The organism is Streptomyces sp. NBC_01445 (assembly GCF_035918235.1).
Taxonomy (GTDB): Bacteria; Actinomycetota; Actinomycetes; order Streptomycetales; family Streptomycetaceae; genus Streptomyces.
Genome location: NZ_CP109486.1, coordinates 33305 through 59155 on the forward strand (window position 1 = coordinate 33305; position 25851 = coordinate 59155).

The 25851-nt window shown below is 69.8% G+C and carries 24 protein-coding genes and 1 pseudogene; 6 read left to right on the forward strand and 19 right to left on the reverse strand.

Translation table 11 applies throughout. The annotated features are described in order from the left end of the window. Positions 1 to 90: 90 nt before the first annotated feature. Complete coding sequence (locus tag OG574_RS48120) at positions 91 to 861, forward strand: substrate-binding domain-containing protein (RefSeq protein ID WP_326771251.1); 771 nt, start codon at positions 91 to 93, stop codon at positions 859 to 861. Positions 862 to 1008: 147 nt separating this feature from the next. On the opposite strand, the gene OG574_RS48130 is transcribed toward OG574_RS48120, so the two are convergent. From OG574_RS48130 to OG574_RS48140, 3 genes are read right to left on the reverse strand one after another with little or no spacing between them, the layout of a single operon-like run. Next, complete coding sequence (locus OG574_RS48130) at positions 1009 to 3366, reverse strand: hypothetical protein (protein WP_326771252.1); 2358 nt, start codon at positions 3364 to 3366, stop codon at positions 1009 to 1011. A gap of 3 nt (positions 3367 to 3369) precedes the next feature. Beyond that, positions 3370 to 3711: a helix-turn-helix domain-containing protein gene (locus OG574_RS48135; protein WP_326771253.1), complete on the reverse strand. Its 342-nt coding sequence runs from the start codon at positions 3709 to 3711 to the stop codon at positions 3370 to 3372. Between the two features lies 1 nt (position 3712). Continuing rightward, positions 3713 to 4873 carry a tyrosine-type recombinase/integrase gene (locus OG574_RS48140; protein ID WP_326771254.1) on the reverse strand — a complete coding sequence of 387 codons (1161 nt, stop codon included), beginning with the start codon at positions 4871 to 4873 and terminating at the stop codon, positions 3713 to 3715. Between the two features lie 167 nt (positions 4874 to 5040). On the opposite strand from OG574_RS48140, the gene OG574_RS48145 reads away from it, so the two are divergent. After that, entirely contained in the window at positions 5041 to 5805 is a 765-nt protein-coding gene (locus OG574_RS48145; RefSeq protein ID WP_326771255.1) for a DNA polymerase Y family protein, read from the forward strand. On the opposite strand, the gene fxlM is transcribed toward OG574_RS48145, so the two are convergent. Beyond that, entirely contained in the window at positions 5768 to 6985 is a 1218-nt protein-coding gene (fxlM, locus tag OG574_RS48150) for a methyltransferase, FxLD system (protein WP_326778315.1), read from the reverse strand. The two genes, OG574_RS48145 and fxlM, sit on opposite strands and share 38 nt — an antisense overlap. A gap of 579 nt (positions 6986 to 7564) precedes the next feature. Here fxlM and OG574_RS48155 point away from each other — a divergent pair. Next, positions 7565 to 8382 (forward strand): IS5 family transposase gene (locus OG574_RS48155; RefSeq protein ID WP_326771256.1). Its coding sequence is split into 2 segments (ribosomal slippage): positions 7565 to 7904 and positions 7904 to 8382, totalling 819 coding nucleotides; the frame shifts between segments, so codons are not numbered across the junction. Between the two features lie 234 nt (positions 8383 to 8616). Further along, complete coding sequence (locus OG574_RS48160) at positions 8617 to 8754, forward strand: hypothetical protein (protein ID WP_326771257.1); 138 nt, start codon at positions 8617 to 8619, stop codon at positions 8752 to 8754. Here OG574_RS48160 and OG574_RS48165 read toward each other — a convergent pair. The 3 genes from OG574_RS48165 to OG574_RS48175 all read right to left on the reverse strand — a co-directional run bounded on the left by OG574_RS48165 (position 8751) and on the right by OG574_RS48175 (position 15056). Continuing rightward, positions 8751 to 9695, reverse strand: coding sequence for a tetratricopeptide repeat protein (locus tag OG574_RS48165; protein WP_326771258.1), 945 nt, complete (start codon positions 9693 to 9695; stop codon positions 8751 to 8753). The genes OG574_RS48160 and OG574_RS48165 overlap by 4 nt on opposite strands. Before the next feature lie 1423 nt (positions 9696 to 11118). Then, a complete protein-coding gene (locus OG574_RS48170; RefSeq protein ID WP_326771259.1) occupies positions 11119 to 14214 on the reverse strand; it encodes a hypothetical protein in 3096 nt (1031 codons plus the stop codon). After that, positions 14211 to 15056, reverse strand: coding sequence for a hypothetical protein (locus OG574_RS48175; RefSeq protein ID WP_326771260.1), 846 nt, complete (start codon positions 15054 to 15056; stop codon positions 14211 to 14213). The genes OG574_RS48170 and OG574_RS48175 overlap by 4 nt, the downstream gene beginning before the upstream one ends. Positions 15057 to 15273: 217 nt before the next feature. Here OG574_RS48175 and OG574_RS48180 point away from each other — a divergent pair, with 217 nt between their 5' ends. Beyond that, on the forward strand, positions 15274 to 15792 hold the full coding sequence (locus OG574_RS48180) for a Pycsar system effector family protein (protein WP_326771261.1): 519 nt from the start codon (positions 15274 to 15276) through the stop codon (positions 15790 to 15792). A gap of 12 nt (positions 15793 to 15804) precedes the next feature. Here OG574_RS48180 and OG574_RS48185 read toward each other — a convergent pair whose 3' ends face one another. The 5 genes and pseudogenes from OG574_RS48185 to OG574_RS48205 all read right to left on the reverse strand — a co-directional run bounded on the left by OG574_RS48185 (position 15805) and on the right by OG574_RS48205 (position 17753). Next, positions 15805 to 16542 carry a Crp/Fnr family transcriptional regulator gene (locus OG574_RS48185; protein WP_326771262.1) on the reverse strand — a complete coding sequence of 246 codons (738 nt, stop codon included), beginning with the start codon at positions 16540 to 16542 and terminating at the stop codon, positions 15805 to 15807. Between the two features lie 186 nt (positions 16543 to 16728). Continuing rightward, complete coding sequence (locus tag OG574_RS48190) at positions 16729 to 16962, reverse strand: hypothetical protein (RefSeq protein ID WP_326778844.1); 234 nt, start codon at positions 16960 to 16962, stop codon at positions 16729 to 16731. Positions 16963 to 16986: 24 nt separating this feature from the next. Continuing rightward, positions 16987 to 17109: pseudogene (locus OG574_RS48195) on the reverse strand (hypothetical protein); the annotation flags it as partial. 26 nt (positions 17110 to 17135) lie between these two features. Next, positions 17136 to 17258, reverse strand: coding sequence for a hypothetical protein (locus OG574_RS48200; protein ID WP_326771263.1), 123 nt, complete (start codon positions 17256 to 17258; stop codon positions 17136 to 17138). Positions 17259 to 17441: 183 nt separating this feature from the next. Next, complete coding sequence (locus tag OG574_RS48205) at positions 17442 to 17753, reverse strand: helix-turn-helix domain-containing protein (RefSeq protein WP_326771264.1); 312 nt, start codon at positions 17751 to 17753, stop codon at positions 17442 to 17444. 182 nt (positions 17754 to 17935) lie between these two features. On the opposite strand from OG574_RS48205, the gene OG574_RS48210 reads away from it, so the two are divergent. After that, a complete protein-coding gene (locus OG574_RS48210; protein ID WP_326778316.1) occupies positions 17936 to 19018 on the forward strand; it encodes an IS630 family transposase in 1083 nt (360 codons plus the stop codon). Between the two features lie 97 nt (positions 19019 to 19115). On the opposite strand, the gene murA is transcribed toward OG574_RS48210, so the two are convergent. From murA to OG574_RS48245, 7 genes are all read right to left on the reverse strand, one after another. Continuing rightward, the gene (murA, locus tag OG574_RS48215) at positions 19116 to 20462 is read right to left on the reverse strand and encodes a UDP-N-acetylglucosamine 1-carboxyvinyltransferase (RefSeq protein ID WP_326771265.1); all 1347 of its coding nucleotides are present in this window, start codon (positions 20460 to 20462) and stop codon (positions 19116 to 19118) included. A 58-nt stretch (positions 20463 to 20520) separates the two neighbouring features. Beyond that, the gene (locus OG574_RS48220; RefSeq protein WP_326771266.1) at positions 20521 to 21315 is read right to left on the reverse strand and encodes a class II aldolase/adducin family protein; all 795 of its coding nucleotides are present in this window, start codon (positions 21313 to 21315) and stop codon (positions 20521 to 20523) included. Then, complete coding sequence (locus tag OG574_RS48225; RefSeq protein ID WP_326771267.1) at positions 21312 to 22022, reverse strand: hypothetical protein; 711 nt, start codon at positions 22020 to 22022, stop codon at positions 21312 to 21314. Before OG574_RS48225 ends, OG574_RS48220 begins: the two co-directional genes overlap by 4 nt. Beyond that, on the reverse strand, positions 22019 to 23137 hold the full coding sequence (locus OG574_RS48230) for a glycosyltransferase family 4 protein (RefSeq protein WP_326771268.1): 1119 nt from the start codon (positions 23135 to 23137) through the stop codon (positions 22019 to 22021). Before OG574_RS48230 ends, OG574_RS48225 begins: the two co-directional genes overlap by 4 nt. 545 nt (positions 23138 to 23682) lie before the next feature. Further along, on the reverse strand, positions 23683 to 24063 hold the full coding sequence (locus OG574_RS48235) for a hypothetical protein (RefSeq protein WP_326771269.1): 381 nt from the start codon (positions 24061 to 24063) through the stop codon (positions 23683 to 23685). 56 nt (positions 24064 to 24119) lie between these two features. Next, positions 24120 to 24479 (reverse strand): ATP-binding protein, encoded by a 360-nt coding sequence (locus OG574_RS48240; RefSeq protein ID WP_326771270.1) that lies wholly within the window; start codon positions 24477 to 24479, stop codon positions 24120 to 24122. A 158-nt stretch (positions 24480 to 24637) separates the two neighbouring features. Next, entirely contained in the window at positions 24638 to 25138 is a 501-nt protein-coding gene (locus tag OG574_RS48245; protein WP_326771271.1) for a hypothetical protein, read from the reverse strand. Positions 25139 to 25851 lie beyond the last annotated feature (713 nt).

Below are 25851 nucleotides of genomic sequence, written 5' to 3' on the forward strand. Positions count from 1 at the left end.
CCTTGCAGGATCCGCAGTACGGCGGCGTCTACAGCATCTACGGCACCGCTGCTTACCACCGACAGCTTCACGCGCTTCGCGATCCCCATCATGCTGGGCATCGAGGATGCTCTCGGGGCCGGTCGCATCTCCGTTCTGCTTGCCGACGGGCGCGGTGACGCGATCCGCGAGAGCTACCACCTGCAGACCTTCCTCGAGCGCGGGGTGGACGCGATCATCGTGACGGGCCGTCGCGCGGAGCCTCGGCCGCCGATCGACATCGCGGCCAAGGTTCCGGTCTGTTACGTGCTTGCCCGGTCCCAGAGCCCAGAGGACCTCTCGATCGTCATCAACGACGATCACGGCGCCAGGCTGGCGACCTCGCACCTGCTTGCGCTCGGGCATCGCCGGATCGCTTACATCGCGGGGCCGCAGAAGCATCTGTCCGCGCGGCTGCGCTACGCCGGCATGCGGGACGAGCTTCACGCGGCCGGGCTCGAACCCGTCACGCACTCGGCCATGTGGGGCGAGTGGAACGAGGCCTGGGGTCGTCAGGCCGCCAGCATCCTCGCCAACTCCGGAAAGCCCTTCGACGGGGTTTTTTGCGGCAGCGACCAGGTCGCCCGCGGTGTCGTCGAGCAGCTGCAGGCGCTCGGAATCAAGGTGTCGGAGGAGGCATCCGTCGTCGGCTTCGACAATTGGGACGTCATGGCACTGGCGTCTCGGCCCCAGCTCACCACGATCGATCCGCAGCTGGGTGAGCTGGGACGGGTAGCGGCGGAGTCGATGCTCGCCATGCTGAACGGCGAGCCGCGGCGCGGCGTCATTGCCAACGACTGCGAGCTGGTGGTGCGGGAATCCACGGCAGTGCTACCAAGTTGACCCTGCCGGGGCCTGGCGGCGCATTCCCTTTTTTGTAGGCGCTGGGACGGGAGGTACCCATTTCGGCGGCGACGTGCGCGATCGGGCGGCCGGAACAGACGCGTTCGACCAGGATCCGCCTGCCGTGCAGGGTCGCGGCAACAGGTTTCACGGTGCAACGACGTCGGGCCGGAAACGCCCCGGGTGCGCGGCATATAGATAGGTCATGGCGGTGCGCGGGTGGATCCCGAACAGCCGCACCAAGTGCAGCGGATCGCTGGTATGCCGGGCCTCGTCGAGGATCCGGTCGCGGCGCAGTCGACCGATTTGGTGCCCCAGTCGCCGCAGCGGTTTGCCGATGCCCTCCGTGGACACCGGTGGTTGGGCCGGGTCGAAGGCGGTGTGGGCCGTGACGAGCAAATGCGGATTCGTGCCGACTGGCCAGCGGCGGTTCCGCTCTGCCAGCCACGACGTGACCAGGCGGCCGGTGAGTTCGTCGAGGAAGAGGGTGTGCGGGAGCACGCCTTGGCGGCGCACGAGGAGCGTGCCGGCGGCGCGGTCGAGGTCGTCGAGGAGCAGGCCGCGCTGATCGTGAACGCTCAGGGCGTGGACGGCGGCGAGCACGAAAGTGAGCTGCGTACGCACGGCGGGAATCAGGCGCAGCGCGCCGCGGAGTTTGTCCTCGTCTAGTGGTCTGGGCAGGCTGTGCACGGCTGGTGCCGGAGCGTGTTGGGCCGGGTCGTGGAAGATGAGGCCTTCGCGCTTGAGTGCACGGAACAAGGAACGCAGCGCAACGGCGCGGGACTGGGCCGGTCGGCCGGTGAGTTCCGTGATGGCGCGAGCGATGTGGGCATGGGTGACGGTGCGGAGGTCCTCGATGCCGCTTGAGTACCAGGCTTTGAGGACCGTTACGGCCCGTCGTACGTAGCCGCACACGGTGACCGGCGACAGGGGGTGACTGCGGCGTGCGGCGGTTCCGGTCAGTACGTCGATCCATCGGTGCACGGGCGTACGGAACGGGTCGGGCGCGGTGTCGGCCAGGCGGCGGGCGCGGGCGAGATGGGCATTGCCGTGCCGGTCGGGTGTGAGGTGTCCGATCAGGCGGAGGTATCCGAGAAGCCGGGCACCGGAGTAGTGGTCCTGCCGGGCGAGGAGGCGCACGTCCTCCTCGAGCAGTGGTGCCTCGGCGCCGAGATGGGCCAGCAGGACGCGCAGAGTGCGCCGGGCGGGCTCGATCGTGCTCGACGCCCATCGGCGGGCGCGGGCGTGGGCCGTGAAGTCGTCGAGCAGCTGCTCGGCGGCGAAGGTCAGGGCGGGCAGGCGCCGTTGGTCCAGGCGGGACCAGTCGCGGGCCAGGTGGAACAGCTCCAGCTGCCCGGGGACCGGACCGGGAGCGCAGGTGGAGCGGGCGCGGCGGGAGGCGCGGACCGCCTGGTTCCTCTTGCGCTGCAGGCGACGCGGCCCGTAGAGGTCTCCGACCCGCGAGGTGCGTTGCCGCGGGGCCAGGGGGCCGCCGAGCCACAGCTGGTCGCCGCCGTGAAGTCCTACGGCGTCCAGGTCGTACGCGGTCTCGGCGAGGACCAGCACGCAGCGTCGACAGTAGCCGTCGTGCAGTGCCACCCAGCGGCCGCACCGGTGACAGGTTCCACTCGGATGGCCATGAGCCCAGTTCAGGCACCCAGCGCACCGTTGGGCTCGCTCGTTCGTCCAGGCCAGGCAGTCGCGGCAACTCCCCTGCCTGGGCCCGTACCAGGTCGGGACGATGCGGGCTCGAGGGCGGGCGAGCAGACCGGCACGGTCGAAGGCCTCCTTCAAGGTCGGCGCCATCTGCGGCAGGTCCGCGAGCGCCTCGGGCCGCACCCGCTGCTCATCCGGTGGCCGGGAGGCAGGGGCAAGGCGTGCGCCGTTTCTGGTGTGGAACATCCAGGTCTCGCCGACGCGGCGCTCGCGGGCCATCTCCCGCAGCACTGCGTCCACTTCGCAGAGCCCCGCCAAGGGCCGGTCGCGGATCCGCGAGGCGTGGGCGCGGGTGAAGGTGCGCGGCCAGGGCGGGAACAGACCCAGCTGGCCGGGGACTTCCTCGACACACACGGCGGGGTCATCGGCCGGCGCGGGCGCCGCGGCCGCGCGCAGGGCCCAGGCGGGCGGCTGCTGGCGCACCAGCGGGGTGTCGGTCTGGCGCAGGGGGTCGGCCCGTGGCAGGCGCACCGGGTGAAGGCGCAGCGCGAGTTGCTGAGGACGTCCCGGTGGCAGGCTCTGGCGCGCGAGCTCGGCGGTGAGCCAGGCATCGTCGCCGCCCAGGCGAATCAGAAGGCGACAGCAACGGCATGTGCCGTCGCTGGACACGATCGCCGGCCACCCGCACCGGCGGCACGACGCCTCCCGGTACCGCTCGCCGTGCGTGCCGCCCTTGCGGTAGCGGCGGCGCGCGGTCGCGCACTCCGGGCACAGGCCGCTCAACTCCACAACGCCCCACGTACAGCACAGCTCACAGCTCCCCGCCATGGGCCGCCGAGTCGCGCTCACGGGTCAGTTCGGAGGCAGGCGACGCACGCCGGCCTCACCGGTCTGCTTGGGCACGGGACGCTGCCCGCTGCCCGCACGGGGCTGCTCTCCCACCGCCTGCGGCCTCTCGCCCAGATCGCCGCCGGCCGCCAAGGGCTCAGCTTCCATCAGGTCGGCGACCGTGCACTGCAGCGCCGCACAGATCATGTCAAGGTCGTCGAGCCGCAGGGTGAGCGGCTTGGCCGACCACAGCGCGCACACCTTGCTCAGCGACGGAGTGAAGCCCACCTCCTCGAAGGCCGTCTTCAAGTCACTGGGCCGCCAGATGTCGCGCTTGGCCGCCACCCAGCGCAGATTCCACTTCACGTCAGGTCTCCTCTGTCAGTCGGCGAACCGCGCGCCGGGACGATTCCAAGCAGGTCCGCTCCGGATCCGCCTTCGCGGAGGCCAGATAGCCGATCGTCGTGGTCGGCCACTGGTGCCCGAGCAGCACCTGAACATCCCAAAGAGGCATCCCCGCCTCATAGTTGTGCGTCGCGCACGCGTGGCGCAGCAGATGCGGGAACAGCACCGTCACCGTTCCGGTCAGATGCGCCTGCGACGCCGCGCGCAGCGCCCGCCGGAAGGTGTCGGGGTGCATCTCCGGCGCCACCGCGGGCACCGCCCCCAGCGCGGCCGGCAACCGCTCAGAGGGAAACAACGGAGCGTACGGGTCCAGTGGGTCATCGCAGAACAGGCCGCGCACCTCTTCGACGTACCACCACAGCAGTTCCCGGCCCTCGGCGAACATGAACGCCTCGCGCTCCCTCGGGCCTGACCCTCTCGCGCCCTTGCCCCGTACCAAGAACCGGCCCCACTGGCCGTTGTCCCAGTGCAGATCGCCCATCCGCACCCGGCACAGCTCGCACGCCCGCACCCCGGAGATGTAGGTGATCTTGGCCATCACGTAGTTCCGCACGGCCACCGGGTACTTGCGCGCCGCGGCGAGACTGTGCCGCCAGGCGGCGAAGAACGCCTCCATCTGCTGCCGCGACGGCGGGATGCGCAGCCCGAAGTCACCGCGGTGCCGGGGCCGGTTGAAGGCATCGACCGGCGACTCCACGATCGCCGCGAACCGGCGGCGGATCTCTCCGGCATAGCGCTGCTCGAGGAACGCGAAGTAGTGGTCGATGTTCGTGATCTTCTTGCGGACGGTCTGACGACCGCGTTTGCCCGGACCGGCGAAGTACTGGTCGAGCATGCGTGACGTCAGTTCCCAGGGGAGAACGTCGTAGAAGGTGCAGATCTCGATCACGGGCTGCACCAGCTGGTTCAGCGTGGTCGCCGCCAGTCCCGCCACGTCCCGGGCCCAGCAGTACTCCGCCAGCGAGTCCTGATACAGGTCGCGCTCGGCCTCCCGCGACGACGACGGCACGCTCGGCCGCTGCAGGGTGAGCACGTCCGCGAGCCCCTCGTCCGGGCCCTCGGGAAGGTCTGGCGTATCGCCACCGGAGAGGAGCGTGAAGCGACGGGTTTCGGAATCCCCCACGGACTCGCAATTTAGGGAACTGACTCCTGAAATCTGCGAGTTACTGGCACATCTTCACTCATTCGAGTGGGGCGCGGTCCTACCCCCTTGTGCAGCACGAACTGTCCGAACGCTCCCGATGGGACTTGCGAGGAACCCGTCGCCACTCCAGTTCGCTCATCTCCGCCATGGCGGCAGCCGCCACCCCGTTCGGTCACATCACCGTCATCGCCGATGACGACGCGTCAGTGGCCGCGTTCCTGCGGCTGCGGCCTCTCGCCGCGCTTCCCGGCATCGGACCCGCGACCGCCAAAACCCTGAACCGGTATGGGATCAGCACCATCGGGCAGCTTGCCGACACTCCCGCTGGCCCCCTCATCCGGCTGCTCGGTGCGCACGCCGCCCGCGAGCTGCACGCCCGCGCCCACGGCTTGGACGACAGGCCGGTCCGACGCACGGCCCTGGTCCGGTCCACCAGTACCAGTCACACCTTCGAGGCTGACGAGCTAGATCCGGTCGCCCACCGCCGGGAGCTGCTCGCCCTGGCTGACGAGCTCGGCGCCCGCCTGCGCACAACAGGCGAGGTCTGCCGGGGACTGACACTCACCGTGCGCTACGCCGACCGCACCCACACCACCCGCAGCCGCACCCTGCCCGAACCCACCCACCACACCCCAGCCCTCTCCACCCTCGCCTACGACCTCTACACGAGACTCGGACTCGAGCGGGCACGCGTCCGCCAACTCTCCCTGCGCGCCGACCAGCTCGGCCTTGCAGACGGTGTGCACCACCAACTCCTGTTCGACGACCACGATGACAAGGCCCGCAAGCTGGAGGCAGCCTCCGATGCAGCCCGCGCCCGGTTCGGCCCACACGTCATCCAGCCCGCCGCCACCGCACCGAACGTTCAGGGCGTCACCAGCCGACAGTCAGGCGGGTTTCGGGCCGGGTGACGTGGACACCGGCGGCGAGCCGGGCGTCGGGGGTGGTTGCGGGGTAAGCGGTGACGACGGGCTGCTCGGGCCTCTCCTGGCTCCAGCGGCGAAGGAGGTCGTTGACCTGGCCGAGGAGTTTGCTGCTGTCCGGGCCGTGCGCGATGAGGCCGAGCTCGTTGGCGTTCTCGCCAGCCGGGCGGGCGGTCACGTAGGCGAGGGTTCCGCCGTTGTACAGGCCCGCCCCGGCCCACCGCAGGGCGGGGTCGGCCAGGCCGAGGGTGCGGGCGGAGGAGCCGGTGGACAGCCGGCCGAAGCTAAGGCCGCTGTTCATGGTGGCGAGCCAGAGGTCGAGGTGGGCGGCGGGTTCGTTGTGACGGACCTGGATGCCGGTCCACTGCTCATGGGCGGGGTGAGTGAGGGCCTGGGCGAGGGCGGGCTCGTCGGGAAAGTCGTCGGCATCGAGCTTGAGGATGACGTCGTCGGCGAGGCGGACGTGGCGTTCGCCCATTTCGGCGGCGCCACGCATCGGCACGAATCCGCACACGACAGCGTTGGTGCTGACCATCAGCCCGTCGTCGGTGTGGTCGAAGGCGAGCGAGCGGGTCAGGCCGCTGCCGTGGAGGCGCAGGGGTACGACGATGCGTCCGCCGGGGGCGAGCTGGGTCCACCAGGCGGTGGAGATGTCCCAGGCGCCCGCGGTGACGATGATCCTGTCGAATGCGGTGCCGTTCGGGTCGCCGAGGGCACCGTCGCCGCAGACCACCTCGACCTGGTCGTATCCGGCGGCGGCCAGGCCGGTGCGGGCGCGCTGGGCGAGGTCCTCGTCGAGTTCGATGGTGACCACCGAACCGCTCGGCCCGGCCAGTTCGGCGATCAGGGCTGCGTTGATGCCGGTGGCCGCGCCGATCTCCAGGACGCGGTGGCCGGGGCGGACGTCGAGCTGCTCGAGCATCTTGGCCACGATGTTGGGACTTGACGCGGAGGAGACGGCGGTGCCGTCCTCGGCGCGCTTGGTGACTACCGGCTTGGGCGCGTACGCCGTCTCCAGGTCCACATCGGGCAGGAAGACGTGCCGGGGCACGGTGCGGAAGGCGTCCTTGACCCGGCTGGTGCGGAAGCTGCCGAGGCTGTCGATCTTGGCGATGAGGACCTCGCGCAGTTCCTGCGCATCGCGGGCCGGGGCGTCGGTGGAGTGCATGGTCACTGTCACGACAGTAGTGGGGTCCCGGAGTCAGTTCGGCTGCTTCGCGGGGCCTGGTCGGGTATGAGCTCCCGGTGGAAGATCACGCGGCTGCCAGAGGTCGCCAGGACGTTCTGATGGGCCGCAGAGATGCCGAGCCGGTTGAAGGCGAACAGCAGATGGTCAGTGAGGACAGCCCGCAGTCCCCAGGTGAGCTGTCCGTGGCAGGCAAGGTCAGCGAGGGTGCGTCCGGTGTCCTCGAAGACGGCCGGCCAGTGAGGGGCCAGTGGGAGGGGGCGCTGGAGGACGTCGTCCTGGCGATCTCGAGTTCGACTGGGGGCCTCGCCACCGCCTCAGCGGCTGAACTGATCACGCAGACCGGGCTCGTGGGATGCCTCCCACGAGCCCTGTCACGTCCTGCAGCGCAGGCAGCGCCGGAATGTCCCGGGTGCCCTTGACGCCTCAGTGGAGTACGGCGAGAGCGCGCCTGCGTCCTGCTGCTGCCAGCGGTGAACCCTGGCGTTGGCCGACCCGGTGGGGTGGAACAGACAGCTAAGACGGTGTCCTACGTGGTGAGGCTGGGTAGTGCTCCTCAACATGGGTCAGGGGACGTGGAGTTGGATTGTTCCGGACGGGTTGTGGGAGATCGCCAGGCCGTTGATTCCGGCGGATCGGGTGCGGCCGCAGGGTGGCGGAAGGCAGAACACGCCTGATGAGACGCTGTTCGCCGCGATCATCTACGTACTGGTCAGCGGTTGCGCCTGGCGGGCGTTGCCGCCCTGTTTTGGGGTGTCGAAGTCGACGGTGCACCGGCGGTTCATGATCTGGTCGAGAGCCGGTGTGTGGGGTCGGCTGCACGAGGCAGTTGTGCATCGGCTGGACGATGCCGGCCTCGTCGATGTCTCCCGTGTCGTGCTGGACTCCGCGCACGTGCGGGTAAAAGAGGGGGCGAACACGCAGGTCCGAGCCCCGTGGACCGGGGCAAGCCGGGTTCCAAGATGCACATCCTGTCGGACGCGAACGGACTGCCCCTCATCGTCGGTCTCTCCGCCGCCAACGTCCACGACAGCCTCGCGTTGAAACCCATGGTCGAGGGTCACCAAACGAGACATGACCCCTACCGCGGACGCTACTTCAAGCCACAACGCCTTCACGCCGACAAGGCCTACGACATCCCGCACCTGCGGCGATGGCTCTGGGGCAAGCACATCGGGGTCCGCATTGCCCGCAAGGGTGTCGAGTCCAGCGAACGATTAGGGCGCCGCAGGTGGGTGATCGAGCGGACGATGTCGTGGCTGACGGGCTACCGCAGACTCAGCCCTCGTTACGAGCGCCAACCGGCCAACCACCTGGCCTTTCTCGGCCTCGCCGCAGCCCTCTGCTGCTACAAACGGCTCCTCAAACTCACCATGTAGGACACCGTCTTACTCGCAATCGCCGCACTACTGTCGCCCTCCTGGCTTGGTGCGGATGAGGGGGAGGGGCGATCTGCTCCACTCCGGCCGGCCGTGATACCCGCGCTCACCTGCGGCGGCACATCAAGGCGACCATTGGTCAGTCTAGTGACCAGCGCGAACACCGCGGCAGACAAGCTCGGTTGGGGGGCTGGTCCCCGGCCCTCGACCAGATCCAGTGCCGCCGATCGGTGCGTGAGCAAGTGGAAGCAGTTCCGCGCGGTTGCCGGCAGGTACGACAAACGCGACTACATCTTCCACGGCACCCTGACCGTCGCAACGATCGTCATCTGGCTCCGTGACACCGTCCGGGAGCCATCAGAAACGGCCTAGGCGTCACGCCGCAGTGCCTCGAGGTTCTGCGTGAGCCGGGCGCGCGTCTGTTGCGTGCCGTGGTAGTCCTTGCCGGCCGTGCGCTCATAGATGTGGAGCAGGTCGGCGTTGAGGGTGCGGGCCGCCTCGTAGTCGCCGAGGGCGTGAAGCGTGTGGGCGACGTCGGCCGCCGCGTCGAGCGTGTCCAGGGAGGACGCGCCCGACCTCTGGAGGTGCCAGCGGTGTACGGCCCGGTACATGAAGAGTGCGCTGCTGTGCTCGCCCAGGCCGAAGAGGCTGGATGCGGTGACGTTCATGGCGCGGTTGGTTGTCCAGTTGTCCGAGCCGAGGTGGCGCTCGCACCGCTGCAAGGTCTCGGAGTTCAGCCGGAGGGCCTCTCGGTAGTCGCCGAGAGTGTTGAGGCAGACGCCCAAGTTGCAGAGCGAGTGGAGGGTGTCCGGGTGATCGGCGCCGAGGCTCTGTGACCGCAGCCGGACGATGCGCTCCAGCACGGGCCGGGACTGCTCAGCGCCCTCCCCGTCGTGCCGGCAGGCGGCGAGCCGTTCCAGCGCCACGATCGTGTCCGGGTGCGTCTCCCCGAGGTGCTCCTCCCAGTCGCGTTGCACCAGCTCTGCCAAGGGGATACCGGCTGCCGCCCGGCGGGAGTCGTAGAGATAGTGGAGCACGCCGATGAGCAAGGCACGGAAGCGTGCCGCCTCGCCGCTCGGGTCGCCAGCCTCGCGCGCGTAGCCGAGGAGGGACTGTACGGTCGGCGTGAGCACCCGGTAGGCGTCCCAGTGATGCGGATCATGCGGGTCGGGGACCGGCATCGCCGTGAGCCGGTCCCGGGCCGCCCGGCACACCGCCGCGAGCCCGGCGGCATCCGTGACGGGGGTGTCGCGGAACAGGGCCACGACGTCCGCGTGTGCCTGAGCCACTGCGGCGTCGACGGACTGTGTCATGGCTGCCGCCTTCCTTCGATGAGCCGCTCCAGCCGGACCCCGTCCACGACGTCCGGTGCGCTGCCCTCCGGTGAGGTGCAGGCGAGACCGCGGGCGGCGGCCGAGCACAGGGCGGCGGCCGCGTCGGCGCCGAGGGCGTCGGTCAGCAGCTCCGCGGCGTGTTCCAGTAGACCCGCGGCGAAGCCCCAGTTCGTTGAGGCGATCTCGTAGAACCTGTGCAGCGCGACGGCCGGCGCGCGCTCCAGCAGCACGGGAAACAGGCGGGCGGTGACGACGCCGGGGATCCAGCTCTCGCTTGGAGAGCCAAGGACGCAGCGGTCGGTGGCGTGCAGCAGCTGTACGGGATCCACCAGTTCGCCGAGGCTGGGAGAGGACGCCAGGGCGCTCAGCGCCTCCACGCCGGTCGCGGAGCCGTCGCCGGCGCACGCCGCGGTCTCGGCGGCGAGCTCCTTGATCCCATGCCGCTGGTCCGGCCGGATCTCCGCGGCGTAGGCGAGCAGTTCGGCCGCCGCCGCGAGCTGGGTCTTGTCCAGCAGTTCCCGCAGCCGTCGTACGAACGCCTGGCTGAGGGGGGCTCCGGGGGCGGGGGTGACGAGGTCGACGACCGCGCCGTAGACCGGGTCGTCGATGTGCGTGTCCGCCACGCGGGATACGTGACCGGGGACGGAGCGGGCCAGCCGGTACTCGTGGTAGGCGGCCGCGGCCGCCGCGCTCTGGGCCAGGATGTCGGTCAAGTCCGGGGCCTGCACCGGCTGGAAGGCGCGGATGAACTTCTCTCTGTCCGCCGGGTCGAGGCGTCGCCTGGCGCCGACCGGCGTGAGGTTCCGACGGTGCTTCTCCTCGCACCGGTCGATGGCGGGCTGCCCGTCGATCAGCAGGGTGGCGTGGAGGGAGGACACCCACGCCGCCAGGGTGTGCTGATGAGCGAGGGCCAGATAGGGCAGCCCCGCTATCGCCGTCATGTCCTTCTCCCGGCAGCCCAGCGCGCGCACCGCCAGCTCGAAACGGACCCGGTGGTCGGGGCGCGTGTACACCCACGCCCCCCACTCCTCGTCGCCGGCACCGTTGACGGTCCACCGGTAGCGCGGCAGCTCGCCGAGGGCCCGGTCGATGTCCTGGGAGAACGCGTCCGCCTCGGGGCCGTGGTGCGACACGCGGTCGGGGCCGTGGGCGATCCGGTGGAGGATCCCGTACCCGATCGCTCGTTCCCCGGGATCGTCGAGGGCCCCGACGAGCGTGCCCGCGCGGGCGAGGTCCTGTGGGGCGACGCACTCCGCGAAGCGCCGTACCACGCGGTCCAGGTGGCTGGTCGATTCGACGTCGACGGCGCGCACGATGTCCGCGGGCGTGCGGAAGAAGCGCTTGCGGACGCGCCCGGCCCAGTACTCGCTCAGGTTGAACCGGAGCTGGGCTCCCCCCAGGTTCAGCGCCTGCGAGGCGGCCCCGGGGGCATCGGCTGCGGTCGCGGATGCCCCGGCCGGCACCCGTGCGTACGTGGCGTAGCCGACCCTGCCCCCGCCGAGCGCGTCCGGGTTCTCCGCCTCCCTGAGCACGGCATCGAGGAGCGCGACCGCCTTGGCCATCTCCCCCGCTCGGCATGGATATGGCCGATCCCGGCGAGCACCGAGAGCCGGTCGAGCCCGAAGATCTCGCGCTTCGGGTCCTCGGTGGCGGCTATGGCCTTGTCCCGCCACGACCAGTCCGTGACGATCCACGCCGTCTCCCGCACGCTCCAGGCCATCTGCGCCGCCCGCCCGAGGTCGTGGGCCGCCATGCGGCGGACGGCCTCGGTCAGTTCGGCGTCCCAGCGGAGGCTGTGGATCGCGTCCACGGGCCTGCCCCGCTCGACGACCCGGGTGTGGATGAGACCCGCGGTGTTCATCACCTCGTCCGGATCCACTCGGCCGAGGGCCTCCTTGGCGTCGAAGTCCGCCCATTGCTGGTGGGGCATCCCCGCCAGATACCGGTCGACGCAGTCGCGGGCGCGCTCCGGCTCCCCCCAACGGGTCCAGAGGCGGGCGGCGTCGAGGAGGGGGAGGGCGTCCCCCTGCTCGAACCCGGTGTCGAGGCGCGCCAGCAGGCACCGCGCCGTGGTGCGGTCCACGTCCGCCAGCACGCGGGCCGCCGCGGGCAGTTGCCCGGGAAGCTCCTTGTGCTCACCCGCCGCGAAGACCTCCGCGCGGACCTCGGCGAGCAGCCGCCGCGCGGCCTCCGGCCGGTGTTCGCTCCATGCGGCAGCCAGCCGCGCCAGCGCCGTCAGCCGCACCGGCGGCCGGGCGTCCCGCAGCCCGCGCTCGGCGTCGCGCAGCAGCTCCGGCGCCGCTGCGCCGGCGCCAGCCCGCTCCGCGAGGTCCAGGTGGTCCGCCCAGTGCTCGCCGCTGATCCGGTCAACGAGGGCACGGGCCGCGGCCACGTCCGGTGTCGCGGCCGCGGCCGCGCGGAACACCTCATCCGGCTCCGTATCGGTGCGGAACTGCTGCCGCACGGTGTCCTGCGCGTACTGCCACAGGCGCAGCGCCCGCTCGAGGTCGTGCGGCGCCAGAAGCTTCGCGGCCCGCAGCGTCGCGCTGTGCGCGTCGTACTCGATGTCCCGGTCGGTGCCGCTTCTCGGCATGGTCAGCGCGCATTCGACCAGAAGATGCAGCAGTTCCGCGGTGGACGGCTCGCCGGGGCCGGGCCGTGCGTACCGCAGGATCTCCTCCACGGCCGTGATCCGCTGCTGCGACGGCGTGATCGCCGCGACCCGCTCCAGGGCCTCCCTGAGCCGGCCGGTACGGGCCAGCAGCCCGATCACCCGGGGCGGCAGCGCGTCACTGGACCGCGTGGCCCGCCGGCGGACGACGCCCAGGTAGGTCAGCGTGGATAACCCGGCCACGGAGCCGCGGTCCGCCAGCTGATGGGCGATGCGGTCGACCATGTCCTGGAAGCGGCCGTCGGACCCGAACTCGATCCTGGCGGCCCGTCGCAGTCCGGGGCAGACCACTTGGGCGGCGTCGTCGGACAGCGGTGGCCCGGACTTCAGGAGGTGCGCCACGAGGTGGGCCAGGCCGTAGCGGTCCATCGCCGGCCAGTCCACGTCCGCCCAGGTGGGCGCGGAATCCCGGTAGTGCTGTGTGATTCGCCGGTGCCAGGCGGCGGCGTCGACCCAGCACTCCGGGTGCTTCTCGCGGGTCTCGGGTGCGGTGAGGAATTCACCGATCGAGGTGTGGAAGAAGCCGATGCGGTGCTCGCGCCGGTCCAGCAGCCAGCGCAGGCTGCCCAGCACCTGCCGTACGAGCGCCTCGCGGAGAGGCGTCCCGGACAGGGCCGCGAGCTGCTCCTCCGTCAAGGTTTCCCTCGCCACGGTGAGCACGCCGATGAGCGGCAGCGCCACCGTGTCCCAGTCGTCCGGCGCCCCGGCCCTGCTGCCTGGCCACGAGGCGATGTCCTCGCGGACGAGTTCCAGGAAGAAGCCGTACAGGCCGACCAGGTTCCCGGGTATGTCGCTGAAGGTGAGCAGACGGTCGGCCAGCTCGTCGCTCCCTTCCGCGGCGGCCGCGTTCAGCGCGCGGGCGTACGTTGCCAGATAGAGGAAGTTCCCGGCCGCCCTGCGGACGGCGTGATGCTTGGTGTGGCCCACGAGCCGGCCCCGGGCCCGTTCCATGGCGACGACTGCGGGGTTCTCCAGGACGCGGTCCGCGTACTGGCGCAGATCGTCCCCCACCTGAGCGGATCCGGGGTCGATGACCACCTCGGTGAGGCGCTCCTCCCGGGCCGACCTGAGCAGCCGCAGTCCCGAATGCGGCCGGGACATCAAGACGATCCGGATATTCTCCGGCAGTTCGGGAGAGCGGGCCAGCCAGCGCAGCAGTCCGTCCCTGGGTGCCGCCAGGTCTTCGTCGGCGATCTCGTCCAGGGCGTCGAGCAGGATGACGATCCTGGCCTCGGGGGCCTGCTCGGCCAGCACCTGCGCGGGACCGATCAGCGCGAGGTGGGCGAGATTGTCCGGATCGAGGAGGCGGGGCTCCAACTGCGCCGTCCCGATCTCGATGCCGCTGACGGACCCGCCCACATCGCCGATCCGCTGCTGCACTTCCAGCGTCGCGGTGAGCTGGAACGGCGACACCTGCAAGTCGTCGATCTTGATGCCGACGACGCGCCCCTCGACCTTGACGGACTCGATGTGCTGCTCGATCACCACCGAGAGCCGATCCAGCGCGAAGATCTCCGGGTACACCCGGGCGAGTTGGTGCCCGATGGACAGCAGGAATGCCTGGATGTCCCCGCCGGTGAGCGCGGTGCGGCTGTCCCGCCGGAAGAAATAGCGCAGCCGGTCGGGGCGGGATCGCGCTATTCCGGCGAGCAGGCTGGTCTTGCCCGCGCCGGGCTCGCCGGTCACCAGCACGTACTGGCCGCGCTCCGACGCCAGGGCCCGCTCGATCTCCTCGGCCAGCCACGTGCGCTCGACGTAGTCCGTCCCCGTCCGGTCCCGGACCACGTCCTCGAATGCCTGGCCGGCCCGGCCGTGGTCGGTGGTCACTTCTCGCCTCCGGCGGTACGGATGTCCACCCCGATCACCGTGCCGCTGGGGGCCACCCGGCCGACCCTGGCGGTGCCCTCGAGGCTGCCCACGGCGCGGTCCGTACGCACCGAGACCGCCTCTCCCGCCACCTCGTCGACGCTGATGTCACCCCGGACCACGGCCGTCTCCCCGGCGGTGTCAGCCGTCTCTGCCCGCTTGCGTGGCCGGTCCGGTTCGAGGTCCAACTGCCGGGCATCGGCGTCCGGCAGCCAGATCCAGGCATCCCCTCGGTACTCCTTCTCCTCGACCCATACACGCCGCAACGCCTCCGGGGCGATGGTCGTATGCGCGTCCTGTACGACGTCCCGGAAGACGACCGCCGAGACCGCGACGGCCAGATCCGCGTCCGGCGCCTGGACCAGGGCGGTGCGCAGGGCGGCGCAGTCCAGGATGCGGCCCGTCTCCACCGGGGCCCGGCCGACGAACCCGTTGGCGGCAGGGGAGGCCGGGCCGAAGTGGACGGCGGCGCGGAGCCGGAGCCGGCTCTCCCGCACCCGGTCACGATTGAAGGCGCGCAGCCCCGCGTTCAGGGCGCGCATGAAGGTGTCGACCAGGGCCGGTTCGGAGGCCCCCTTGGGCAGCACGGCGAACACGGAGTCCCCGCCCTCCTGGGTCGCCCATCGTGCGCGCTCCAGCCCGGCGGTGTCGGCCGCCTCCGCTACCAGGCGCGTGATGCCCTCCTGGAGTTGACGCTGGGTCACCGCATCGGCCGCGCCGTACCCTTTCGCGTCGACCGCGAGCAGCAGGCGACGCGCGAACGCGGCCCGGTGATCTGGTGAGTGCGCACGATGTGCCGTCATAACACCTCTCAACTCTCCTGCGTAGCAATGGACTTGCCCCAGAGGGCTGCGTCGTACACGCAGCCCGTGCGGCCGCCGCTGCCACAGTCGTACGCCCTCGTCCCGGCACACACCCTGTAGAAGTAGGGGATCCCGGAAAGCCGTAGAAGGGACTGGTGCCGTCCCGGTCGCCGGCCGCTACTGGACGGGACGCACCGTCGCGGACCGAGGAGACGCCATGACACCTGTCGGGCCGGCAGCCGACCGTAGCCCCGAGCGGGACATGTTCACCGTGCTGCACGCGACCCACCAGCAGGCGGACACCAAAGCCGGCGTGCTGGCGGCGGCGCTGGCCGCGCTGGCCAGCACGGCGGGCGGGTGGAGCCGCCCCGCGGTGCTCCTGTGGGAGCGCGGTGGGGCGGCCGGGCTGCTCGCCGGAGGGCTGCTCGCCGCGTTCGTCTGCGGATTGGCTGGCGGCGCGGTGAGCCTGGCCGCGGCGTTGACCCCGCGCCTGCTGCGGGACCCGGGGGGCAACCGCTACAGCTTCCTCCAGCTGGCCGCCGCTTCCGACGAGCAGCCGGCGGATGCCGCGGATGCCCACGAAGCATCGGCAAGCGGGGAGTTGTCGCGTACGGTGCGGTTCCTCGCCCGGGTTGCCGTGCGCAAGCACCGCTGGCTGCGGGCCGGGGTGGCCTGCACCGCTGTCGTTGGCGTGGCCGCGGGCCTCGGCGCGACGTTGCTGCCGCCCTTGGTCTGACGGCCGTGCCGGCTACGGCTGCCCAGGCGCCAGGTCGGCGAGCAGCCTGAGCTGGGGCACATTCCGGATGGTGGTGGCCCGGTAACCCGTCTCCACCAAGCCCTCCTCGCGCAGGTCGCGCAGCACCTTGTGGATGGTCGTCTCGGCGGCGCCGACCAGGGTGGCCAGCTCCGGCTGCGTCAGCCGGCAGCCGATCACCACGCCGCCGTGTCCGGGCGAGCCGTACGCGGCCGCCAGCTCCACCAGCAGCCGGGCCAGCCGCACTTTCGTCGGGTAGCCATGGAAGTCGAGCCGACGCCGGTTCGCCCAGCGCAGCCGGTCGGCGACGAGGCCGGTCAGGGCAATGGAGATCTGCGGGCGGCGCAATAGCAGTCCGCGCAGTGCGCCACTCGGCAGCACCTGGGCCGTCAGGGGGCCGCAGGCGATGACGGTCGCGGAGCGGGGCGTGCCGGCCAGGGCGGCCATTTCGCCCACTGTGTCCCCGGCGGCCCGGACCGCAAGCAGGGAACTCTCGCCGTTCTCCACCGTCGCCGTGACCTTGGTGAGGCCGGACAGCAGCAGCAGCGCGTGCCGATCCCGCATCCCCTCCCGGAGCAGCACGCCCCCGGCCTCGATGCGCGTCCGGGTGCCCAAGTTCAGCAGCTCTGTCCGTTCCGGCTCCGGCAGCGTCCCCAGCAGGCTGCGCGCCGGCCACCCCTCGGACTCGATCCACTGGCCCATACCTGCCCCCACGGCTCTCAACGAGGTCATGCCCGTGCACGGGACCGATAGCCCCGCGTGGCACAACGTGTTCCTGGCTGCTGACCTTGCCGACTCCAAGGTGATCCGACAGCGGCAGGTCGCCAGCCCGGCGGAGCTTCGTCACGGAATCTACCTCCTTCCCGCCGGGCCGAGCCAAGTCTCATCCACCCGTGCCTGCTCAGGCCAGTGCCAGATTCACTTCCCCTCCTCCTGCAGCTTGAGCAAGTGGTCGAAGTTGCCAGCCCGGCGGACGAGTTCCTCATACGTGCCCGTCTCGCAAACGCGCCCCTGGCTGACGACGATGATCCGGTCGGTGAGGCGGGTGTTGGCCAGACAGTGGGCGATAGACACGGTCGCGCGTCCGACGGCGAGGGCCTTCAGCTGCTGGTAGATCCGGTGCTCGGTGAGGGCAGCGGTCGGCTCGTCCATCACGAGCACGGGAGCCTTCCGATGGAAGGTTCGCGCGACCGCGACGCGCTGCCACTGTCCGCCGGACACACCAGGAGTGGGCCAACGAGGTGTCCAGTCCGTTGGGCGGTCCCCGTTGGGTGCGCGCCAAGAAACTTTACCCAACATCAGCTGCCAGGCACGGAGTTTGACTGTCAGTGGCACGTGATACCCCTGAAGACATAACCCTCAATCTCGCGGGCGGCCTGCGTGTAGCTGCGGCCGGTGCGCTTCATTTCGGCACGGATCGCGTCTTTGCGCTGCTTGTCCTTGGTCATGACGGTCCTTCCACGGCATGCCCACGCCCATGCTGCAGCAGGGTCATCACGATCAGGCAAGGAGCTGCGCGATTCTCAGAACCTTGTCCATGTCCCGAGCGCGTGGGTGCTGTTCGGGCCGGACTGGCAGGCGCTTTCACTGCCGTGGTCGGCACGATAGCGCATCGCCGGGAGGGGGCGTGGTCAGTCTGCGTGGTCGTGCTGTATCCGCTCGCCCGCGTCGATGACTGTCCCGTGTGTCAGGGGTGCGTCTTCTGCTTCAGCCAATAGGCCGGACACGGTGCGCCCGTAGGCGGCGCACACCTTTGCCAGGCACGTCGTCGTTGGGTCGGTCACTGCCCGCTCGATCCGCGACAGCGTCGAGCGGCTCACGCCCGTGCGCCTCTCTAGGTCCTCCAGTGACCAGCCCTGAGCTGTCCGCAGGTCCACGAGTCGGCGCGCCAGGCGGGCTTGCATTCGCTCGATTCTCTCGGACTCCGCCGCGTCAACTCCCATGTCTTGCTTCCCGTTCGGGCTCAGTGCCGGCAGTCTGCTTGGGTCTCCAGGACGAAGGGCCGGTTCCCGCTGAACCTTGGCGACCGGTACGGGTCACCGCCTTCGCCGGCGCACTGACGACGATCTCTAGTGTTCCGAGTCAAGAATTCCGTGTGTATGTGTAGCCTTGTTCTATGGCGCGGATGGGGCGGCCGAAGGCCGAGTTGACTCTGTCGGATGAGGAGCGGGCTGCACTCGAGGGATGGGTGCGGCGTCGTTCCACGCCGCAGGCGTGGGCATTGCGGTGTCGGATCGTCCTGGCTTGTGCCGAAGGCACCTCCAACAAGGATGTGGCTACTCAACTCGGGTCCACACCACAGGCGGTGGGCCGCTGGCGGGCCCGGTTCGTGCAATATCGAATCGCAGGTCTGGGTGACATGCCACGTCCGGGTGGCCCCAGGACGGTGACGGACGACCAGGTCGCCGCGGTCGTCACCAAGACGCTGGAATCCACCCCGAAGAACGCGACGCACTGGTCGACGCGATCGATGGCGAAAGAGATGGGCCTGTCTCAGTCGTCGGTGTCCCGGATCTGGCGGGCGTTCGGCCTGCAGCCACATCGCTCGGAGACCTTCAAACTGTCAACCGATCCGTACTTCGTCGACAAGGTCCACGACGTCGTCGGTCTCTACCTGGACCCGCCCGAACGGGCGTTGGTGTTCTGCGTGGATGAGAAGTCGCAGATCCAGGCCCTGGACCGGTCCCAGCCGGTGCTGCCGATGATGCCCGGTGTTCCCGAGCGGACCACCCACGACTACGTCCGCGCCGGCACCACCACACTGGTCGCGGCTCTGGAGGTCGCCACCGGCAAGGTGATCGGCTCCCTGCACCGCAGGCACCGGGCCGAGGAGTTCAAGAAGTTCCTCGTCAAGCTCGACAAAGAGGTGCCTGGTGACCTGGATGTCCACCTCGTCTGTGACAACTACGCCACCCACAAGACACCCGCCATCAAGAAGTGGTTGCTGGCCCACCCCCGGTTCCACCTGCACTTCACACCAACCGGCTCGTCCTGGCTCAACCTCGTCGAGCGGTGGTTCGCCGAACTGACCAACAAACAGATACGGCGAGGTGTCCACAGATCCGTCCAGGCCCTCGAGAAGGACATCCGCAACTGGATCGCCACCTGGAACACCGACCCGAAGCCCTACGTCTGGACGAAGACCGCAGACGAAATCCTCGAACGCCTCGCCAGCTATCTGAATAGAATTCCTGACTCGGAACACTAGCGCCTGGAGATGTTGTTTCGATCTCGGCCGGCGAGGGACCCGTCCACAGTCGCGATGTGCTGCTCGGGGTCCCACGCGAGGACGACGTGAGAGTGCGTTAGATGGGCTGGGTGGTGATGCGGGCTCCGACCGCGGCCAGCTTGGCGACGGGCTGTTCGTAGCCGCGCTCCAGGTAGCGGGTTCCGGCGATGGTGCTCGTGCCGTCGGCGACGAGTGCGGCGAGGACGTAGCCGAAGCCGGCCCGCAGGTCTGGGATGACGAGGTCGGCGCCGTGCAGGCGTCGGGGGCCGCTGATCTTGGCGGTGTGCTGGAAGTCCCGCCCGTGGAAGCGGCAGGCGACCGCTCCCAGGCACCTGGTGGTGAGCTCCACCGAGGCGCCCATGGCGTTCAACTGCTCGGTGTAGCCGAAGCGGTCTTCGTAGATGGTTTCGTGGACGACGGAGGTGCCGGTGGCCTGGGTGAGCAGGACGGTGAGCGGCTGCTGCCAGTCCGTCATGAATCCGGGGTGGACGCCGGTTTCGACGTCGGTGGCGGTCAGGGGCCGGGCCCTCCAGAATTCCAGGCCGTCCTTGGTTTCGGCGAAGTCGCCGCCGATGTGCCGCAGGGTGTTGAGGTAGGTGACCAGGTGTTCCTGGCGTGCCCCGCGGACCTCGATGCGTCCGTCCGTTGCGATGGCGGCCGCGGCGAAGGAGGCGATCTCGATGCGGTCGGCGATGGTGGTGTGTTCGACGCCGCGTAGTTCGCGGACTCCCTCGACCATGATGGTGCGGTCGGTGTTGATCGTGATGAGGGCGCCCATTTTCTGGAGCATGAGGATCAGGTCCACGATCTCGGGCTCGACGGCCGCGTTGGAGATCACGGTGGTCCCGGAGGCGCGGACTGCCGCCAGGAGGAGGTTCTCGGTGGCGCCGACGGAGGGGAACGGCAGGTCGATGTGGGCGCCGGTGAGCCTGTCGACGTGGACCTTCACCGAGGTGGGGTGTTCCGCGATGTCGGCGCCCATCTGGCGCAGTCCCTCGAGGTGGAAGTCGATGGGGCGTTTGCCGATGGTGCAGCCGCCGGGCAGGGGGACGATCGTTTCGCCGCGACGGTGGAGCAAGGGGCCCATCATGAGGATCGGGATGCGGTTGACGCCGGAGTACATAGCGGACAGCGACGTTTCGCGTACTTCGGGGGTGTGCACGCGGACCGAGTGCTCGCCGAGCCAGGTCACTTGGGTGCCCAGTTCGGCGAGCATGCCGAGGACGAGGTCGACCTCCAGGATGCGGGGGACTCCGTGCAGCACGCACGGCTGGTCGGTCAGCAGGCCGGCCACGATCTGCTTCGTGACGGCGTTCTTCGCGCCCGATGCCGTGACGGAGCCCTCAAGCGGTACGCCACCCGTGATGCGGTAGGTGTGACGGTCGGCTGCCATGGGCTGCTCCAGCGCGCTGGCGATATTCATCTGACGGTATCCCTCACAGTGCTGTTCGGCGCTTATGGCGAAATGCCCGCCGCAAACATCACGCCGGAACCCGCCTCGTGCGATAGGACGATACCGGTGGGACGGTGGTTGCATCGGTCAGGGACAGCCGTTCGGCCTCGCGGTACAACCGGTTCGGGAAGATGACGCCCCCGGTCAGCGCGGCCTGCAGAACGGCGGTGCGGGCGCTCTCCTCCAGGCGCAGCATGAGGTCGGTGGTCTCCTCCAGTTGGCGGCCGACGGTGAATGCTCCGTGCCGGTAGAGGGTGAAGGCGAGCCCGTGGCGCTGCATCTCCTCGGCGCGCGGAGCGATGATTTCCTCCAGCTGGGGCCTGTAGTGCAGCAGGGTGACGGCGGCCACGTCGGGGCGTTGCACCATGCCCTGGGGCAGGTCCAGAGGTACCGGGTCGGCGAGGAAGTCCGCTTTGACGGCGCTGTCGTCGGCTTGGAGGCAGGGGATCTCACCGAAGGCGTCGGCCCGGTTGGTCACCGACGGGATCGGCAGGCCCAGGGAGGCGAAGGCGAGGGCGTAGGGCGCGTGCGTGTGCACGATCGCACCGGCGCGGGGCAGCATCCGGTACAGGTCCAGGTGCATGGGGGTGCCGGAGGCGCCCAGACCACCGGTCTGCTCGACAATCCGGCCGTCCGGGTCCAGCACGATGAAGTCGCGGATCGAGGCGTCCCAGCGGTCGAACGCGAGCCGCGTGCAGGACATGAGGATGTTGCCGTCCGGCAGGCGCACCGATACGGCCCCGCCGGCAGGGTTGAGCACCTCCCACGCCTTGAGGTCTTTCAGGGCAGCCAGGAGGTGCATGCGCTCGGTCTCGTGCTTCACGGGGCGGCTCCTTCGGTTCGAGGGGTGAGGTGGAATCCACCAGTGGGCGGGTGCAGGGTGCTGCCGGGCGGTATCCAGGCCGTGGGCACGGTGATCCCGGCGTGCAGAATCGAGTCGGCGCCCACGACGGTGCCGGGGCTGAGCACGACGTGGACGCCGGCGCGGACGCGGTCACCGACGAGGGCGCCCCACTTCGCCAAGCCGGTACTCATCCGGCCGCCGTCCGGCAGGCCGAATTCCACTGTCCGCGTTGGATGGAGCATGTCGGGGTTGGACAGCAGGCACGAGGCGGTCACCAGGCCGGTCGCGAAGTAGGCGTGCTGTCCGATGACGGAGCAGGAGATCGTCGCCCGGTGGGAGAGCACCGTGCCCGCTCCGATGACGCTGCGGGAGATCTCGCAGCCGTAGCCGATGTGGACACCTCCGGAGATCACGGTGCGGCCCCGCACCGTGGAGTACTCGTGAATCCTGGCTTCTGGACCGATCACCACGTCCGCGGCCACGTTGGCCAAGGGGGAGACGTAGGCGCTGGGGTGGATGCGCGGCTGATCGCCGAGGCTGGCGCACACCAGGTCGTACACCGCACCGGACACATCTCCGATCGCCGCGATCGGCTTGCCGTCGAGGACGTCCGCACCCCAGCCCTTCAAGTGCGGATCGTCCCCCAGGCGCAGCACCTGGCCGAGCAGGGGGCCGTCCTCGTTCATCGTGCCGCCGCCAGGGAACCCGGGAGGGGCTGCTGCCCCATGACCAGGTTCAGGAACTGGGCCGCGCAGCGCCCGGGGGTGTACCAGGCTTCGGCGAGGGCTCGGGCGGCACTTCCCATCGCGGCCAGCTCGTTGCGGTACATCACGGCGTCGGTGAGCGTGGCCACGAGGTCGTGCGGGTCGTGCGGGTCGTAGACCATGCCCGTCAGGCCGTCCACGACGAGCTCCGGGCTTGCCCCTGCGTCGGGAACGATGGACGGGATGCCCGCGCCGGCAGCGTCGATGACACACCGCCCGAATCCCTCCTGCAACGCGGCGGTCGCCAGCGCGTCGTACCCGGCTAAACGGTGTGGCAGGTTGTCGACGTACCCCATGAAGCGCACCGGCGCGCCCAAATCTCCTACCAGGTCTTGGAGTTCCTGGTGCTGGGAACCGGGCTCACCGAAGATGTCCAGCATCACGGCGGTGGACAGGCGTGGATCGGCGACGGCGCGCACCAGGACGTCCAGGCGCTTCCAGGGAACGGTTCGGGCGACCGCCGCAACCAGGAGCTTTCCGGTATTCGGCCGGCTGCGGGCCGGAATCCGAACGGGGACGGTGACGCCGTTAGGGATCGCGCTGACGAACCGCGCGCGTGGAGCGTGCTCGCGCAGGGCGGCGGCGGATGCCTGCGAGATGCCCACCCAGACCGGCACGGCGGACAGCACATCCCAGGCCATCTGTCCAATGCTGCGTTCGACCAGCTCGCCTGTGTGCGGGTCGATCACGCGGAGCGTCTGGTCCTGGCTGACGACGTGGCGCACCACGGGGATGACGCGCGCGTTCGGCGCGATCGTCACGTCGGCGGCGGCGGTGCGGTGGTTGGAGATCACCACGACGGGCTGACCGCCGGGCAGCGACGTCGCGCGGGCGAGGGCCTGCTGGTAGCCGTTCCAGTCGGTGACCTCGTGGACGTGTACGGGACCCGGGTTTTCGGCGGCTCGGCCGCCATGGCGCCACCACACGACCTCTACGTTGGGCACCAGGCGGGCAAGGTGCGTGGCGAGCTCGATGACCGAGTTCTCCGCTCCGCCGCGAGCGGTGGAGAGCCAGGTAATAACGACGTGGGGGACCACAGAGTTCCTCCTGATGGGAGTTGAGCCGCTGGTGGGTGCGGCCTGGCGGTGATCAGCTGTCGGTTCGCATGCTGGGGAAGCGGAGCTACATCAGGACCCGCGCCATCACAGCTCTGCCCTGCCGCATGGTGGCGCGGACGGTTTTGCCGTCGCCGTCGCCATCGCCGTCGCGGTTGACGAACCAGGTGAGCGCAGGGCGCCGGCCTGCCGAACGATCCAAAGGCCCCGCCCCAGTTCGCCACGGGACGCCCAGTGACGCGGAAGCAGACGCCGAGGGGCTGGGCGCTCTTCCCGTCGTCGCGGCCCCGTTGAACGCGTACCCGAATCCACCCGTCAGTTCCGTGCGAGTCTGCGGGGGGACGGTAGGCATCCCGAGGTTGGTCATGGTTCCTCCGTGATCCGTTGAGGCAGTTGTGGAACGGCCCGGCAATGGGGTTCTCGCGCGCCGGGGTTGGGCCCTGCCCGATGGCCGGGGCCGAAGTCATCCGGGCCACCGGGCAGAGATCTATGGGGTGTGCCGCGAGGACGGCACGGCAGGGCCTGCCTCATGGCGGGCTCTCTCCGTCGGGGTCGAAGGCGCCGGGCGTGGCTGCCAGGACGAACTGGACGCTGCCGTCGCAGACGACGAGCGAGTAGGTGATCCCGCGAGCGAGTTGTGCGCGCGCCCGTTGGTGCTCGGCGTGGTCTTGGATCCATGCGCGCACTGGTCGGGCCAGTTGGTCATCGAGCTGGTCGGCAACGTGTCCGGCTCGCCATCCGATCCAGGCCAGGGCCTGCTCAGTTGTCCAGCAGGCCTGTCCGCCCAGCCAGAGCATGCGGCCATCGGAGAGGTGAGCGGCGGCATCGCACCAGAAGGAACCGCGCACCGGCGCTTGGGGAGGTTGCCGGTCATGGATTTTCTGCGGCGGGGTCTGGTCCACGACCATGGTCAGGTCCGCCCGCGGCGCGAGGAGGGCAGGTGCGTGGGGAGCCTGCCGCCGCGTCACAGCGCGCCTGCCGTCTGCTCAGGGAGAGCGACCGCGGCCTCAACTTGGGTCCCGTCGGCGAGCGGTGTGGACTCCCATCGGGTGGCCAGGGCCTCGACGAGGGCCAGGCCTCGTCCGTGCTCCTCCTCGGGGCGCGCTCTTCGTGCGATGGGTGTCCCGGACAGTCCCTGGTCGGTGACGGTCACGATGGCCTCAGTGGCGGTGACGGACACAGTGATCTCGATGGTCCGACTCGCTGTGTGGACCATCGCGTTGGTGACGAGCTCACTGACGATGAGGCGCAGGGCCTCGACGATGTCGTCGTCGATCTGCCACTCCCGCAGAGCATGGACCGTGTGTGCGCGGGCGTGAGCCACGCTGAAACGGGAGCCTCCGGGTAAGGCCAGCCTGCGCTGGAAAGGAGGACAAGGGCCAGCCACAGGGCGGGCAGTGGACAGACCTGGCAGGTTGACCGGCTTGATGTCACGGCGTGGTACTCGCGCGGCGGAGTCGTAGCACGGAGAAGGAGTCGGTTTCATGCGAGGCGCGTCCCTCCCGAGCGTGCCGGGCGCGCGAGGGCGAACCAAGGCGACGCCAGCTTGACCAGTGCGCTGGTGATGGCCTCGCACAAGACGTCGCTGTCGGTGGTGGCCGGCCTCTCGGGGCCGGGGGCGCAGATCCAAGTGCGACCGCCCGTGCGGCGGCGGCAGGCGGCCGTGACGTCCGGTGCAGGGCACCGCATCACGGCGTCCTCGACGCAGTTTGTACCTGGCAGCGCGGGCCAGGTAGCTCCCGTGCCCGCTGCGACGACGATCTCAGCCGTAAAGCGGGCCCGGTTGGCCAGGACCGGCCCCAGCGGCGTTCCGCTCGCTTCAAGAACAGCCAGAGCCGCCACCGCCACGGAGCCACTGACCCGTAACACCTCCGCACCCGTGATGCGGACGGTGCCGCAGCGGCCCAACAGCCAGGCCCGCTTGAGCCACTCCCCCGGTTCGGCGCCCGGCGTCCAGCTCTCAGCCCTCCCGAAGGCGGGCATCACCGCGCGCCCCCAACAGATTGAGGACAGTTGGGGCAGACGCGCACCGCGTAGCCGAGTAATCCACGCAACTTGACGTAAGCGAATCCACCGGGCTGCAGGTTCTTCGAACTCCCGCAGCCTGCACAGGCGTTGCCTCGAATCCATTCCCAGTCCTCGGCCGGCGTGGCCAGGCCGTCGTGCTCGCGGGCGCGAACGTCGCCTGACGTACCTGACCCAGGCCTTTTGATCGGCGGCTCGGTCTTGCAATAGATGCGCACAGCGGCTAGCCGAGTGGGCGGGTCGCTCGCCTGTAGATGCGGGGCGAGTTCTTGCCTCAGGGTGAAGGAGACGTGCTCGACGAATGCGATCCGGGTCCCAAAGAGCGGCTCCGTCCTCACTGGGGCACCCCCGGCACGCCGTACAGTCCGGCGCAGTTCTCACAGGCGTGCAGCTCCGCCTCATCTCGGAGCAGCGGAATCGGGTGCCGGTCGGAGGCCCAGTCCGAGCACAAGGCGCACGAGCGTCCATCACGCTGAGCCGTGCTGAGCTGCAACGCGTGGATGTTCGGCGCATCGACGAGCACTCTCGGGGCGGGGCTCTGCTGGGTAGTGCTGTTCGGTGTGGTCATCGCGGCCTCACACTCGCGGAATCTGGATGGCCCCGGCCCACTTGTCTCAGGGGAGAAACCTGCGGGCGGGACTGCCGCCCTGGGCGGCTGACATTCAGTCAAC

Coding starts and splice junctions, on each gene's coding strand:
- OG574_RS48120 (WP_326771251.1), top strand. CDS start 91: ATGCTGGGCATCGAGGATGCTCTCGGGGCCGGTCGCATCTCCGTTCTG.
- OG574_RS48145 (WP_326771255.1), top strand. CDS start 5,041: ATGGCGGCAGCCGCCACCCCGTTCGGTCACATCACCGTCATCGCCGAT.
- fxlM (WP_326778315.1), bottom strand. CDS start 6,985: ATGCACTCCACCGACGCCCCGGCCCGCGATGCGCAGGAACTGCGCGAG.
- OG574_RS48165 (WP_326771258.1), bottom strand. CDS start 9,695: ATGACACAGTCCGTCGACGCCGCAGTGGCTCAGGCACACGCGGACGTC.
- OG574_RS48175 (WP_326771260.1), bottom strand. CDS start 15,056: ATGACGGCACATCGTGCGCACTCACCAGATCACCGGGCCGCGTTCGCG.
- OG574_RS48180 (WP_326771261.1), top strand. CDS start 15,274: ATGACACCTGTCGGGCCGGCAGCCGACCGTAGCCCCGAGCGGGACATG.
- OG574_RS48185 (WP_326771262.1), bottom strand. CDS start 16,542: ATGACCTCGTTGAGAGCCGTGGGGGCAGGTATGGGCCAGTGGATCGAG.
- OG574_RS48190 (WP_326778844.1), bottom strand. CDS start 16,962: ATGGACGAGCCGACCGCTGCCCTCACCGAGCACCGGATCTACCAGCAG.
- OG574_RS48200 (WP_326771263.1), bottom strand. CDS start 17,258: ATGACCAAGGACAAGCAGCGCAAAGACGCGATCCGTGCCGAAATGAAG.
- OG574_RS48205 (WP_326771264.1), bottom strand. CDS start 17,753: ATGGGAGTTGACGCGGCGGAGTCCGAGAGAATCGAGCGAATGCAAGCC.
- OG574_RS48210 (WP_326778316.1), top strand. CDS start 17,936: ATGGGGCGGCCGAAGGCCGAGTTGACTCTGTCGGATGAGGAGCGGGCT.
- murA (WP_326771265.1), bottom strand. CDS start 20,462: ATGAATATCGCCAGCGCGCTGGAGCAGCCCATGGCAGCCGACCGTCAC.
- OG574_RS48225 (WP_326771267.1), bottom strand. CDS start 22,022: ATGAACGAGGACGGCCCCCTGCTCGGCCAGGTGCTGCGCCTGGGGGAC.
- OG574_RS48235 (WP_326771269.1), bottom strand. CDS start 24,063: ATGGTCGTGGACCAGACCCCGCCGCAGAAAATCCATGACCGGCAACCT.
- OG574_RS48245 (WP_326771271.1), bottom strand. CDS start 25,138: ATGCCCGCCTTCGGGAGGGCTGAGAGCTGGACGCCGGGCGCCGAACCG.